General features: G+C 72.1%; 7 protein-coding genes. 2 read left to right on the top strand and 5 right to left on the bottom strand.

Annotation, left to right across the window (positions count from 1 at the left end; all coding sequences use genetic code 11):
* Window positions 1–237: 237 nt before the first annotated feature.
* Window positions 238–3,150 (bottom strand): UPF0182 family membrane protein, encoded by a 2,913-nt coding sequence (locus ABD161_RS03690; protein ID WP_343999789.1) that lies wholly within the window; start codon window positions 3,148–3,150, stop codon window positions 238–240.
* A 98-nt stretch (window positions 3,151–3,248) separates the two neighbouring features.
* A complete protein-coding gene (locus ABD161_RS03685) occupies window positions 3,249–4,361 on the bottom strand; it encodes a YlbL family protein (protein ID WP_343999787.1) in 1,113 nt (370 codons plus the stop codon).
* Window positions 4,362–4,505: 144 nt separating this feature from the next.
* Here ABD161_RS03685 and ABD161_RS03680 point away from each other — a divergent pair, with 144 nt between their 5' ends.
* Complete coding sequence (locus ABD161_RS03680; protein WP_343999785.1) at window positions 4,506–5,984, top strand: zinc-dependent metalloprotease; 1,479 nt, start codon at window positions 4,506–4,508, stop codon at window positions 5,982–5,984.
* A 770-nt stretch (window positions 5,985–6,754) separates the two neighbouring features.
* Here ABD161_RS03680 and ABD161_RS03675 read toward each other — a convergent pair.
* Together ABD161_RS03675 and nudC are read right to left on the bottom strand one after the other, a co-directional pair.
* Window positions 6,755–8,524, bottom strand: coding sequence for an ATP-dependent helicase (locus ABD161_RS03675; RefSeq protein ID WP_343999783.1), 1,770 nt, complete (start codon window positions 8,522–8,524; stop codon window positions 6,755–6,757).
* Window positions 8,521–9,471, bottom strand: coding sequence for an NAD(+) diphosphatase (gene nudC / locus ABD161_RS03670; protein WP_343999781.1), 951 nt, complete (start codon window positions 9,469–9,471; stop codon window positions 8,521–8,523). The genes ABD161_RS03675 and nudC overlap by 4 nt, the downstream gene beginning before the upstream one ends.
* A gap of 95 nt (window positions 9,472–9,566) precedes the next feature.
* Between nudC and ABD161_RS03665 the strand changes: the two genes are divergently transcribed.
* A complete protein-coding gene (locus tag ABD161_RS03665; RefSeq protein WP_343999779.1) occupies window positions 9,567–10,883 on the top strand; it encodes a phosphotransferase in 1,317 nt (438 codons plus the stop codon).
* On the opposite strand, the gene ABD161_RS03660 is transcribed toward ABD161_RS03665, so the two are convergent.
* Window positions 10,814–14,314 (bottom strand): ATP-dependent helicase, encoded by a 3,501-nt coding sequence (locus tag ABD161_RS03660; RefSeq protein ID WP_425560783.1) that lies wholly within the window; start codon window positions 14,312–14,314, stop codon window positions 10,814–10,816. The two genes, ABD161_RS03665 and ABD161_RS03660, sit on opposite strands and share 70 nt — an antisense overlap.
* Between the last annotated feature and the right edge of the window lie 18 nt (window positions 14,315–14,332).

The raw sequence follows: 14,332 nt of genomic DNA, 5'->3' as shown, positions 1-14,332 counted from the left end.
CAGGATTTGAACCTACGACCTCTGGGTTATGAGCCCAGCGAGCTACCGAGCTGCTCCACCCCGCGGCACAAGAGATAACTCTAGCACGGGATACGGGGGCTGGCCAATCGGGGCCGACACCCGCGCGTCCCGGGCGTGTCATCTGGCGTTCATCCGGGATTCGCCTGGGCACGCGAAGGGGGCAGGACGATCCGTGCGGATCCGTCCTGCCCCCGGTTGCTGAGACGCGGCGCAGACTTACTGCTGCTGCTCGAGCTCCAGCAGTCGCTCGACCGCCTCGGTGAGCGCCTTGTCCGCCTCGGCGTAGGCGACCTGGTCGTCGGCCTCGAGGGCCGCCCGCTTGTCGTCGAGCGCCGTCTGCACCGCCTCGAGGGCCTGCGCGTAGGCGTCGCCTTCGGCCGGCGGCGTCGTGCCCGGCTGCTCCGCCGGCGGCGTGGTGGCGCCCGGGGTGGGCTCCTCCCCCGGCTCGACCGGCGTCACGCCGTCGTCGCCGGTCGGCGCACCCGAGTCGCCCTCGAACAGCGAGTCGAGCGCCTCGGCAAGCGTGTCCTCGAAGGCGAGCTGGTCACCGAACGCGACCAGCACCTTCCGCAGCAGCGGGAAGCTGGTGCCACCGCCGGTCGACTGGACGAACACCGGCTGGACGTAGAGCAGACCGCCGCCGACGGGAAGCGTCAGCAGGTTGCCGAGCTTCACATCCGAGTTTCCGATCTTCAGCACGTTCAGCTGATCCGCGATCACGGTGTCGGTGTTGAACGCGTTCTGCACCTGGCCGGGGCCGGGCACCGTCGTATCGGCCGAGATCTCGAGCAACCTCAGCTTCCCGTAGTCCTCGGCCTTCTTGCCCGCCTCGGCACCCGCATCCGAGTCGACGGACAGGTAGCCCATCAGCACGTCGCGTTGCCCGCCGCCCGGGATGAAGGTCGTGAACATGGAGAAGGTCGGCTCCTCCTGACCCGGCATGCGCATCGACAGGTAGTACGGCGGCTGCAGCACGTCGTTGTTCGCGGGGTCCGCGGGCGTCGTCCAGGCGTTGTCGCGCTGGTAGAACTGGCTCGCCGTGTCGACGTGGTACGTGCCGAGCATCGCCCGCTGCACCTTGAACAGGTCGGTCGGGTAGCGCACGTGGCTCATCAGCTCGCCCGACATCTCGCTGATCGGCTCGACCGTCGAGGGGTAGACCTTCTGCCAGGCCTGCAGCACCGGATCCTGCTCATCCCAGGCGTACAGGGTCACCTTGCCGTCGTACGCATCGACGGTGGCCTTGACCGAGTTGCGGATGTAGTTGATGTCGTCGATCCGCAGGTTCGGCTGCGGGTTCGTCGAGTCGCTGATCGCGCTCGACAGGCTCACGCCCGACGAGTACGGGTACGTCGCACTCGTCGTGTAGGCGTCGACGATCCACACGATCCGGCCGTCCACGACGCTGGGGTACGGGTCGCTGTCCACCGTGAGGTACGGGGCGACCTTCTGCACGCGCGTCTTGGGATCGCGGTCGTAGAGGATCTGCGACTCCGAGTTCACGTTGTCCGAGAACAGGATCTGCTCCGACTGGAACTTCATCGCGTACAGCAGCTTGTGGAAGAAGTTGCCGAAGTTCGGCCCGCCGTCGCCCTCGAAGGTCGTGCGCGTCTCCGTCGCGCCGTCCTGGCCGCGCGGGAAGTCGAGCTCGACCGGATCGGTGCCCTCGGGCGCTCCGACGATCGAGTACAGCGGCGACTTCTCACCGAAGTACACGCGCGGCTCGTAGTCGAGCTCCGACAGGAAGCCCGACGAGGGGATGCTTCCCTCGATGAACACGGGCTCGCCCTCGTTGGTGCGCTCGTTGCCCTTCGCGGCGACGAGGCCGTAGCCGTGCGTGTAGACCATGGTGGTGTTCTGCCAGGTCTGCGCGCCGGCATCCAGGCCCGCCTGATCCAGCTCGCGCACGGTGACGACCGTGTCCTGCGTCTGACCGTCGATCTCGTACCGGTCGACGTCGAGCGAGTCGGCGAAGCCGTAGTACGGGCGGTACTGCTGCAGCTGGCGCACCGTCGGGCTGATGATCGCCGGGTCCATCAGGCGCAGCGACGCGGTGGTGTCGGCGTCGTCGCGCAGCTGCCCCGCCTCGACCTCGGTCTCGGCGCTGAACTCCGTCTTCTCGATCCCGTCGAGCGCGTACGCCGCCCGGGTGCCGTCGACGTTGCGCTGGAAGTAGTCCATCTCGAGCTCGCGCTCGTTCGGTCGCACCTGGAAGGTCTGCACCGCCCACGGGTAGCCGACGCCCACGACGAGCGAGGTCACCACCAGCAGCGCGGTCGCGATGAGCGGGTAGCGCCAGCGCCCGATGACGGCGGTGACGAAGAACAGGACGGCCACGAGCGCGGCGACGACGGCCATGATCGTCTGGCCGGGGATGACCGCGTTGACGCCCGTGTACGCGGGGCCGGTGATGCGCCCGTCGACCTCGACGAGGGTCTTGAAGCGGTCGAGGAAGAGGCTCGCGGCCTGCACGAGCAGGTAGACGCCCGCGATGACGGCGAGCTGGATGCGCGCGGCCTTCGAGATGCGCAGCTCGCCCTGACCGATCCGCACCGACCCGTAGAGGTAGGTCACGAGCGCGGTCATCAGGAGGCTGATCAGCACGACGGCCGAGAGGTAGCCGGCCAGCGCCGAGTAGAACGGCATCGCGAACATGTAGAAGCCGGTGTCGAGGCCGAACTCGGGGTCGGTCTGGCCCGTGGGCACGCCGCTGATCCAGAGCCAGGTCGTCTCCCACTGGGCCGACGCGGCGAAGCCGGCGAAGAAGCCGAAGAAGACCGGGATGCCCCACATCGCGAGGCGGCGGAGCGGCTCGACGACCTCCTGGTAGCGGTCGAGCTGCGAGCTCAGCCGCGCGTAGACGGGACGCAGCCGGTACGCGAGGAAGATCGCGAGCCAGACCGGCACCGCCATCCCGACGAAGCCGATGACGAACATCACCACTCGTGCGAGCCACTGCGTCGTCAGCACGCTCTCGAAGCCGAGCTGGTCGAACCAGAGGTACTCGGCGTAGAGGTTCGAGAACGCGAAGAACGCGACGACGAGAGCGGCGATCACCGCCAGCGTGATCGTGACGATACGTCGGAAGGGGGACGGCGCGGCCGCCCTGGGCGCGGAGGTCGTGGTCACCCTTGTGAGCCTACCCAGTGACTCTTATGGGCCAGCAGGGAGCGGCCCCCTGTTCGCGCAGGGAGGAACCGTGGCTCATCCGCTGCAGGGCGTCGTGCTCAGCCGCTGCAGGTGGGGAGGTCGGCCGTGTCGCCCGAGGAGATCCCCTCGAGCGCCTTCAGCGAGTCGTCGAGCGTCGCCACCGAGAACACGTGAAGCCCGTCGGGCACGTGGCCCACCACCTCGTTGCAGTTCGCCGCGGGGGCGAGGAACCACTCCGCGCCCGCATCCCGCGCGCCGTACAGCTTCTGCCGGATGCCGCCGATCGGGCCGACGGTGCCGTCCGCGGCGATCGTGCCGGTGCCGGCGATCTGCTCGCCGCCGTTGAGCGCCCCGGGCGTCAGCACATCCACGATTCCGAGCGCGAACATCATGCCGGCGCTCGGTCCGCCGACGTTGTCGAGCTGGATCTTCACGTCGAACGGGAAGTCGAACGCGGTGGTCAGCGTGATCCCGATGACCCACGCCTGCTCCCCCGCGATCTGCCCGTCCTCGGGGGTGACCTCGACGGAGCCGCGCTCGCCGTCGCGCTCGTACTCGATCTGGACGGGTGCGCCGCCGCCCTCCTGGATCAGCTCGCGCAGCTGCGTCGCCTCGGTGATCGCGGTGCCGTTCGCCGACAGGATGCGGTCGCCCGGCTCGATGAGGCCGGCCGCCGGCGCGTCGTCGCTCGCGAGCCCCGCGACCTCGACGACCGCGCCGACGTCGTGCCCGAGCTCGCTGAGCGCCGCCGCCGTGGCCTCGGCCTGCGAGTCGACCATCAGCACCGCGTTCTGCTCCTCGCGCTGCTCGGTCGTCACCCCCTGCGGGAACACCGCGTCGAGCGGCACGACCGCGCGCGCGGGGTCAAGCCACGCGACCGCGAGCTCGAACCACGACGGGGTCCGTTCGCGGTTCCCCACCACCTGCACGGTGGTGAGATCGAGCGTGCCCTCCGTGGGGTACGTCTCGGCGCCGTCGATCTCGATGAGCGGCATCTCCTCGCCGTCGGCCGACTCGGCGGTGCCGATCGTGTCGTAGACCGGGCCGGGACGCTGGATGACGTACGCCGTCGGCAGGAACGTCAGGACGACGAGCACCGCCACGGCGACGACGATCGCCCACATCCCCACGAGCGTGCGGCGCGGCAGCGACCGGCTGCGACTCGGGGTGGCGTCATCGAACAGCGTCACGTCATCTCCCTCAGGTCCCCGGGCAACGGCCCTGCGCCGTCGTTCGCGGGCGGCGTAAGACTGCTGCGGCGAAGCCCCGGGTGGGCGAAGACGGGTGAGACTAGCGTAGTTCTCAATCGTGTGACCGGCTGAAAGGCGGCTGACGTGGCGGATGACGATCGCTCCCCCGAAGAGGAGTTCCAGGAGCTGATGCGCCAGCTGTTCGGGGCCTCCGGCAGCCAGGTGGATCCAGAGCAGCTGTCCCGGATGGACTTCTCGAAGATGGATCCCGAGCAGCTCGCCCGGCTGACGGGCATGCCGATCGACCCGGCGACCCTGTCGCAGGTGATGCAGAACCTGCAGAGCGCGTTCCGGACGTCCGGAAACGGCATCGACTGGGATGTCACCAAGCGCCAGGCGCTGCATATCGCGAACCAGGACGGCCTGAGCGTCACGGACGGACAGCGCGCCGATCTCGACCAGGCGTTCCACCTCGCCGATCTCTGGCTGTCGGAGGCGACCACCATCGCCGACCTCGCCGAGACGCCCCGCGCGATCACCCGCGGCGAGTGGGTCGAGAAGACGCTCGCCGTCTGGCAAGAGCTCGCCGAGCCCGTCGCCACCAGCGTCGCCGACGCCCTCACCGAGAGCCTCAGCCAGCAGGTGCCCGAGGAGATGCAGGGCCTCGTCGCGAACGCCGGTCAGATGATGCGCGGCATCGGCGGCTCCCTGTTCGCCACGCAGCTCGGCCAGGTGGTCGGCAAGCTCGCGCTCGAGGTCGTCTCGGGCGGCGACGTCGGCATCCCCGCCCTGCCGGCCGGCACCGCGGCGATCCTGCCGCAGAACTTCGCCGACCTCGGGCGCGGACTCGAGATCCCGGACGACCAGCTCGCCCTGTACGTCGCGGCGCGCGAGCTCGCCCACGCGCGCCTGTTCCGGCACGCGAAGTGGCTGCGCCTCCATGTGCTCTCGCAGGTGACCGAGTACGCCCGCGGCGTGCACATCGACACCGAGCGTCTCGAGGAGATGGCGTCGCGGTTCGACCCGTCCGACCTCGACGAGCTGCGGGCCGCGCTCGAGAGCGGCGCGCTGCTGCCGCAGCAGACCGAGGCGCAGAAGACGGCCCTCGATCGCCTCGAGAACATGCTCGCCCTGATCGAGGGCTGGGTCGACGTCGTGACCGCCGACGCGACGAGCCGCATCCCGAACCTCGATCGCATCGCCGAGGCGATCCGCCGCCGGCGCGCGGTCGGCGGGCCGGCCGAGGACGCGCTCGGCGCCCTCGTCGGCCTGAAGCTGCGCCCCCGGCGCCTGCGCGAGGCCGCGGCGATGTGGCGCGCGGTGACCGACGCCGTCGGCATCGAGGCGCGCGACGCGCTGTGGGACTCCCCCGACTTCGTGCCCGAGGCCGCCGACATCGACGACCCCTCGCGCCTCATCGCCCGTCTCGAGGCCACCGCGCGCGGCGAGGCGCCGGCACGGGACGAGATGGACGACGCGCTCGAGCGCCTGCTTGCCGAAGCCGAGGGTGGAACTCCGGGACCGGATGGCGGGGCGGGCGAAGCGGACGACGGAGCCAGCGGATCCGAGGACGAGAACCCCGGCGAGGGCGACGACGCTCCCGAGGGTCCGAAGCCGGTCTGACCCGTCCACAGGCCGGCCCGCGTCCGCGGACCGGCCCCGCCTGTGGAGAGCGGCCGCGCCGGGCGCGCCGGGCGCGCACCATAAACGCATGACGTTCCTTCGGCTGGATCCGGCACATCCCGCGCTGTGGCGCGACGCGACAACGCTGCAGCTGGGCGCCCATCCGATCGTGACCGTGCGCGATCCGGCGCCCTGGCAGGAGCGGGTGCTCGACGCGATGGAGCACGGCGTCGACTCCGGCACGCTCGAGCGGCTGACCGCGGCGCTGGATGTCCCCGCCTCGGAACTCGAGCGCTTCCTTGTACTTCTCGAGGGCGCTCTGCACCGCCCGGCGGCCGCCCGATCCGTGCAGCTCCGTGCCGCCGACGGCGTCGACGCGACGACGTGCAGCGATGTCGCCGAGGCGCTCGGCGCCGCCGGGATCGCCGCCACCTGGGCAGCATCCGGCTCCCCGTCCGCGGGCGATGCGGTGGTGCTGATCGCGCAGCATCATGTTCCCCCGCACGTTCCCTCCCAGCTGATGGCCGGCGACGTGACCCACGTGCCCGTTGTGTTCGACGGCGGCGGCGTGACGGTGGGACCGGTCGTCGAGCCCGGCCGCACCGCCTGCCTCGCCTGCCTCGCGGCGCACGAGCGCGATCGCGATCCCGCCTGGCCGGCGCTCGTCGCTCAGCTCGTGGCGCGGCGGCCCGTCGCCGTGCCGCGGGCCCGGGCGATGGAGGCGGGGATGCTCGTCGCCCGTCTCCTGCGCGACCGGACGGGTGACCGCGTCAGCGCGTCGACGTCCGTGCACTCGAGCGGGGACGCCCGGCGGGCGTGGCGCTCGCATCGCCCGCACCCGGAGTGCCTCTGCCGCCCGGCGACGGCCGTCCCTGAGCGAGCTGCGGGCCGATCTCGGCGAGGAACCGCGACGGCGCCCGCTCCCCTCGTCCCGCTGCCGACTGCCGAGCCCACGAGATCGACAGGGTTCGCGCGGCGCGCGTGATGCCGACGTAGGCGAGGCGCCGTTCCTCGTCGACGCCCTCGAGCGTGGAGGCGTAGGAGATCGGCAGGAGCCCTTCCGAGAAGCCGATGATGTGCACGTGCGGCCATTCGAGGCCCTTCGCCGCGTGCAGGGTGGACAGCGTGACGGTGCGCATCGACAGCTCGTGCTGATCCTTCGCCCGCGCCATGAGGTCGTCGGCGAACGAGCGGAGCGTGGTTCCCTCGGGCGCCTCCTCTGCCAGGCGCAGGATGGCGCTGCGCGCCTCCCACGCGTCGCGCACCGCACCGCCCGCGGCGGGCGCCTCGTCCTGATGCCCGAGGCCGCGCAGCGCCGTGCGCACCTCGTCGACGAACCCGTTGCCGTGCGGCGCCACCGCGGCCGCGCGGATCGCGAGCACCGCCTGACGCACCTCCGGCATGTCGAAGAACCGCCTGCCGCCGAGCACCGTCGTCGCGATGCCCCGTGCCGCCAGCGCCTGCTGGATTCCCGCCGACTGCGCGTGCGAGCGGTACAGCACCGCGATCTCGTCGGCGCGGGCGTTCTGCATCCGGCGTGCGATCGTGTCGGCGACGCCCTCCGCCTCTGCCTGGTCGTCGGCGTAGGCGACGACCTCGGGCTTCGGCGAGGTCGACTCTCCCGCGCCCGACACGAGCGTCAGGGCTCCCGGGCGGCCGCGCATCAGCGCGTTCGCGACATCCAGCACCGCGGCATCCGAGCGGTAGTTGCGCTCGAGGCGCACGACAGTGGCGTCGGGGTAGCGGGTCGGGAACTCCAGCAGGTACCGCGAGTCGGCGCCGGTGAACGAGTAGATCGTCTGGCTTGCATCGCCCACCACGCACAGGTCGCGCCGGTCGCCGAGCCACAGCTCAAGCAGGCGGTTCTGCAGGGGCGAGACGTCCTGGAACTCGTCGACCGTGAAGTGGCGGTACTGCTCCCGCACCGCGACGGCGACGCGGGGCTCGGCCTCGAGCATTCCCGCGCAGGCGAGCAGGACGTCCTCGAAGTCGAGCTGCCGCCGTTCGTCCTTGAGCTTCTCGTACTGCGTCATGAGCTCGACGAGCGCCTCGGTCCTGATGGTCCCCACGCTGCGGCCGAGGCGCCCGTACTGCTCGATCGAGCGCATCGTGACCTTGCGCCACTCGATCTGAGCGGCGACGTCGCGCAGGGTCGCGCGATCGGGGCGCAGCCGAAGCGCGTCGGCCGCGTGGGCGAGCAGCTTGACCTTGTTGTCGACGATGCGGGGTGCCTCGTCGCCCGCGACCTGGGGCCAGAAGTAGTTCAGCTGCGCGAGAGCGGCGGCGTGGAACGTCTTCGCCGAGACCCCCTCGATGCCGAGCGCTCGCAGCCGTCCCCGCAGCTCGCCCGCGGCCTTCGTCGTGAACGTCACGGCCATCACCCGCTGCGGCGAGTAGGCGCCCGTGTCGACGCCGTGCGCGATCCGGTGCGTGATGACGCGCGTCTTGCCGGCGCCGGCTCCGGCGAGCACGACGACGGGGCCGCGCAGCGTCGCGGCGGCCTCGCGCTGGTACTCGTCGAGCCCGTCCAGCGCGCTCATCGCTCCTCCTCGTACCACCCGCGGATCAGCCCGTGGGCGATGGACGCGGGGCCGGGAAGTCCGACGTCGCCGTCGCCCGCGAGCGCGGCGCCGACCTCCTCGCGGGTCAGCCAGCGGACATCCACGATCTCCGTGCCGTCGGGCCGCGCCTCGGCCGGATCGATCGCGGTCGCCTCGAACCCGAGCATCAGCGAGTGCGGGTACGGCCAGGGCTGGGAGCTCACGTAGCGGAGATCCGTCAGGCGGACGCCCGCCTCCTCGAAGAGCTCGCGGTGGATCGCCGTCTCGAGCGACTCCCCCGCCTCGACGAACCCGGCGAACGCCGAGTGCATCCGGCCGCCCCAGTTCGCGTTCGCCCCGAGCAGCAGGCGACGGCGCTGCGGATCGGTGATCGCGACGATCACGGCGGGGTCGTTGCGCGGGAAATGCTCGCGGCCGCACACAGTACAGCGCCGCGACCAGCCGGCCTGGCGCAGGGCGGCGGGCCCGCCACACGTCGGGCAGAAGCGGTGCCCGGTCAGCCACCGGCCGAGGCTCACCGCCGCGACGAGCGTGTCTGCCTCCTCGGGAGAGAGCAGGGCGCCGAGGTCGCGCGGGCCGCCCCAGCCGCCCGGGGCCGCGACGGGCTCCGGCGCATGCGCGTCGAACGCCGCCACGAGCACGGCGGCGCCGAGGGACGTGCGACCGAGGAAGCCCCACTCCGCCCCCTCGGGCACCTCGGCAGGGGCGAGGGCGTGAAGTCGGGCGGGCTCTCCCTCTGCCCGCGCCGCGACGGCGCCGTGGACGACGAGCACGCGCGTCGGGGCCTCCGAGCGGAGGTGCTCGAGCAGGCGCGGATCGTCGCGCTCGGCCGCGGCGCGATCGATCGCGGCGACCAAATCGGCGGCGGCGACGGCGGAATCCGAGCGGCCTGTCTCGTCTCGCTCCGCTGGCTCACTACGGCGCATCGAGGCTCCTGAACTTCATCGGAGGGAAGCGCGGCGTGCGCTCTCGCGGGCGTGGCGCGGGTGGTTCGCCCGTGCCTGCGACCTACCCTGAGGGCATGGCACGCTCTCCTCTCACTCTAGCGGCGGCCGCCACGGCGGCCGTCCCGGATGCCGAGGTGGTCGGCGCTCGACGGCTCACGGCCGGCGGTGGCGGACGGTTCGACTCCGCCGTCGCGACGCTCGTCGACGGCAGCGAACTCGTCGTCCGCGTGGCGAACGAGGACGACGTGGACCAGGAGCTCGCCGCCGAGGTCGTCGCGCTGCGGGCCCTCACGCCCGGCGTGCGGGAGATGCTGCCGTTCCAGGCGCCGGAGTACATCGGCGCGACCGGCATCACCGGCGGGCGCGCCATCGTGACGAGCTTCGTTCCCGGCTACCTCATCGACGCCGTCGAGCTGCCCCCGGGCGAGGGAGCCGCGACCTCGATCGGCCACGCCCTCGCCGCGCTTCACGCACTGCCGCCCTCCGTGGTCCGCTCGGCCGGGCTGCGCGAGCGCACCCCCGAGCAATCCCGCGCCGAGGTCCGCCGCGTCGTCGAGGCGGCCTCGCACAGCGGTCGGCTTCCCGTGCGGCTGACGGTGCGCTGGCGCGACGCCCTCGACGACGACCGCCTCTGGGCGTTCGAGCCGTCCGTGTGCCTCGGCGGCACCCAGGCCGCGTCGTTCCTGTTCACCGACGACGAGCGCCGCGCGCCCCGCGTCTCCGGCGTGCTCGACTGGCACGGCCTCTCGATCGACGACCCCGCGGTCGACCTGCGGTGGGTCGCCTCGGCCCCCGATGCGGCGCGGGACATCTTCCGCGCGTATGGCGAGGCCGCGCACCGCGCCCCCGACGCGGCCGTGCGCGTGCGCGCGCGCCTGCACGCCGAGCTCGAGTTCGCGCGCTGGCTCGTGCACGGGCTCGAGGCGCACCGCTCCGACGTCGTCGACGATGCCGCCGCGCTGCTCGAGTCACTGGCGGAGGGTGTGAAGGACGACGTGCTGCTCGCCGACATCGACGACGAGGGCCGCACCGACATCGACGACGCGCTCACCGTGCTGGCCAACGTGCCGCAGCGCGCCGAGGCCCCGGCCGTCGACACGTCGATGCAGACCGACGCGTTCGATCCGGATGAGCTGACGCTCGGGCCCGACGCCTCCTGGAGCGAGGAGAAGCGGGCGCGGTCGACGGCGGCGGCCCACGAGACGCAGCCGATCGATCCGTCCGAGTTCGTGGGCATCGCGACCACGCCGGACGGCTCCGCGCACGACGGCACCGACACGGATGCGATCGCCGTCGCGAAGACGGACGACGCCGGCGACGATCAGGCCGCGGAGACCCGCCGCTCGGCGCGCGCCGCGTTCCAGCGCTGGACCAGCTCCTCCTCCGAGTAGACCCGGTCGCCGCGGATGACGAGGTCGTCCGCGACGTAGTACAGCGCGACGTCGATCCGCTCCAGCGGCACCCCGTGCCGCCGGTGGTAGGCGACGCGGTACAGCGCGAGCTGGAGCATCCGCTCCTCCTTCTCGGCCGCGGTGCGCGGGGCCTTGCCGGTCTTCCAGTCGACGATCTCGATCCGGCCGTCCCGCTCGTAGACAGCGTCGAGCTTGCAGATCACGATGTGCCCCGGTTCGCCGTCGGCGGCGGGCATCGCGAAGTCGATCTCGGTCTCGACCTCGAGCGGCTTCAGGTGCGCCCACTCGCTGCGCAGGAACGTCTCCCTCAGCCGGGAGAGCGCCACCTCGTCCTCGGCCGACACCTCGGTCTCGGGGCCGAGCTCGGCGAACGCGTCCCCGCCCCACAGCTCCTCGTCGCTCTCCCAGAGCGCGTCGTCGGTGGACGAGCCGGAGCCGGCGATGCCGGAACGCTGCTCGACCCACTGGTGGAACAGCGTGCCGATGCGGGTCTGCGTGTACGGCCGCTCGGGCAGCGGCCTGTCGATCTGCGACACCGTGCCGGCGAAGTCGGTCACGTAGTCCTTGAACCGCGACGCCGGGATGCGGGTCGGTGCGGCGAGCAGGCGCCCGCGGCCGCGCTCCTCCCGCTCGGCGAGCAGGCGCGCCGCCTGCAGCGTGGGCTCGGCGGGCGCGGTCTCGCGCACAAGCTCGGCGGCAGCGGCGACCGGATCGCGCCGGTGCCCGAGCGGATCGAGCGGCCACTGCCGGGTGAGCGCCGTCCCCTCGTACGGGTTGTCGTCCTTGTCCACCTCGCCGATCGGCTCGAGGCCGAGCTCGTCGATCACGTCCAGCAGGTACGGGCTCGGCTTGCGGGGCGACTTCTGGCCGGCCCAGTACGCGCCGGTCAGCAGCAGGTCGCCGCGAGCGCGCGTGACCGCGACATAGGCGAGGCGGCGCTCCTCCTCCTGCTGATACGCGCGGTAGGCGTCCTTGAAGCGCATGAGCGCGCCGCCGTGCGGGTAGGCCTTGGTCTTGCCGGCGGCGAGGGAATCGAGGGCGGCCTTGTGGCGCTTGACCGGATCCTCCCCCGCCTCGGCCATCGCTCCGGCCGGGTCCCAGGTGAACCGCGGGAGGGCGGCCGCATCGCCGCGCAGGGAGAAGGGGGCGACGCCGAAGCCGAACCAGCCGGACGTGTCGCTGACGCGGCTCGGCAGTTCGTCGTCGACCATGCGCACGACGGCGACCGCGTCCCACTCGAGGCCCTTCGACCCGTGGATCGTCAGCAGCTGCACGACGCCTGGCTCGGGGGGCTCGGTGCGCGGCATGAGCTCGTCGGTCGACTCGGCCTTGTCGAGCCAGGCGAGCAGGCTGCCGATCGTGCCGCGCTCGTCGGCGGAGAGGAAGGCGCGCACCTCGTCGACGAACGCCCGCAGCTGCGTCGACGCGACACGGGCGGGACCGCGCGTCTCGTTGGCGGCGAGCTCGATGTCGAGGCGCAGCTCGAGCTCGATGAGCCGGATCAGCTCCGGGATCGGCTGCCCGACCGCGCGCCGCAGGCGGGTGAGCATCTCCCCCGCCAGGCGCAGGCGGCGGCGTCCCTCCGGCGTGATGTCCTGCAGCAGCCGGTAGTCGTCGCGGGTCGTGCGGACGAAGTCGACCGCGTCGACGATCGACACCGCCTCGTCCACGCCCGCGGAGCTGCGCAGGCGCGCCTTGAGCTCGTCCGACAGCGGCGTCAGGCCGCCGTCCCGGCGAGCGAGCTCGGTCGCCAGGTCGTACAGGGCCGCCATGTCCGCGACGCCGATGCGGAATCGGGGGCCGACGAGCAGCCGGATGAGCGCCGACCCGGCCGTCGGATCGTGCAGCACCCGCAGCATCGCCACCACGTCGGTGACCTCGGGTGTCGTCAGCAGGCCGCCGAGTCCCAGGATGCGGTGCGGGATGCCCCGGTCGCCGAGGGCCTTGGCGAACGTCTGCATGTGCTTCTTCGAGCGGAACAGGATCGCGCCGGTGTGGGGCCGTGCCGCCCCGTGCGACGCGCGCACCTCGGCGAACCACTCGGCCACCGCGGCGGCCTCGTCATCGACCGTGAGCTCGAACCGTGACGACACCCGCCCCTCGCCCGCCCCGGGGCGCGGCTCGAGTTCGGGCACCGTGAAGCTCCCTCGGCCCTGCAGGGGACGCAGGATGCGGTTCGCGGTGGCGAGGATCCGCTCGTCGTTGCGCCAGCTCGTCATGAGGCTGAAGTGCACCGCGGGAAGCTCGCGGGCGAAGGCCGCGTCGAAGGCGTAGAGGTTGTCGGCGCTGGCGCCACGCCAGCCGTAGATCGACTGGTGCGGATCACCGACGGCCATCACTGTCGTGTCGCGGAACAGCTCGGCGAGGAAGCGCGTCTGGATGACCGACGTGTCCTGGTACTCGTCGAGAAGGACGACCCGGTACTGCTCGCGCAGATCGGCCCGCACCTGAGGAGCCCGCTCGACGATGTCGTAGGCGCCGTTGACCTGGTCGGCGAAGTCGAGCACTCCGCGACGCTCCTTCTCGGCGATGTAGTCGCGAACGAGCTGGACGAGGATGGGCATCGCCAGCAGGTTCGCGGCGGCCTTGTCGACGTCGCCCTTCTCGCGGTACGGCTCGAATGCGGCGGCCTGGTCGAGCGCGACCCGCTGCAGCTCATCGAGGTCGATGCGGTGATCGAGCACCTCCGCCGCGAGGCGCTGCACGGCGTCGACCACGCCGTTGAGGGCCCGATCCACCTCCTCGAGTCCGGGGATGTCCGCGCGCAGCACCACGTGCCGGGCGATCAGCCAGGAGGCCGACTGGCTGAGCATCGCGGCATCCGGGTCGCGTCCGATGCGCGCGGCGTGCTCGCGCACGATCGAGTCGGCGAACGCGTTGTAGGTGCCGACCCGGGGGCGGATCATGAGGTCGTCGACCGTGCGCGGAGCGGCCGGATCCCAGCCGGTGCCGAGCGAGGCGGCGAGCCCGTCCAGCGCCTCGCGGCGCACCGCCTCACGCTGCGCGGGCGTCGTCGCGGCGGCGACGCGGGCGAGGGCGCCGTCGCGCACGATCTCGTGAAGGTGCGGAAGCAGCCCGCGACGCCCGAACTCGTCGATCAGCGCGAGGCGCGCGCCGATGCGCTCGGCGAGCTCGCCCGCCGCCTTGCGGGTGAAGGTGAGGCCGAGGATCTCGTCGCGCCGCACATGCTCGTTGGCGACGAGCCAGACGACGCGTCCCGCCATGGTCTCGGTCTTGCCGCTGCCCGCGCCCGCCACGACGAGCGCGGGGCTCGGCGGCGCCTCGATCACGCGCTGCTGCGCGGGCGTGGGCGTCGGCAGCCCCAGGGCCGCGGCGATGTCCGTCGCCGTGATGCCGTGGCCGCCGTCCCATCCGGAGGCGGGCAGGATCGGCTCGGTCTGCGTCTGCATGCTCATGCGCTCACCGAC

The sequence above is a fragment of the Microbacterium paludicola genome (assembly GCF_039529675.1).
GTDB classification, from domain to species: domain Bacteria; phylum Actinomycetota; class Actinomycetes; order Actinomycetales; family Microbacteriaceae; genus Microbacterium; species Microbacterium paludicola.
The sequence above is the reverse complement of the archived record's forward strand: the minus strand, read 5'-3'. Positions and strand labels throughout refer to the sequence as shown.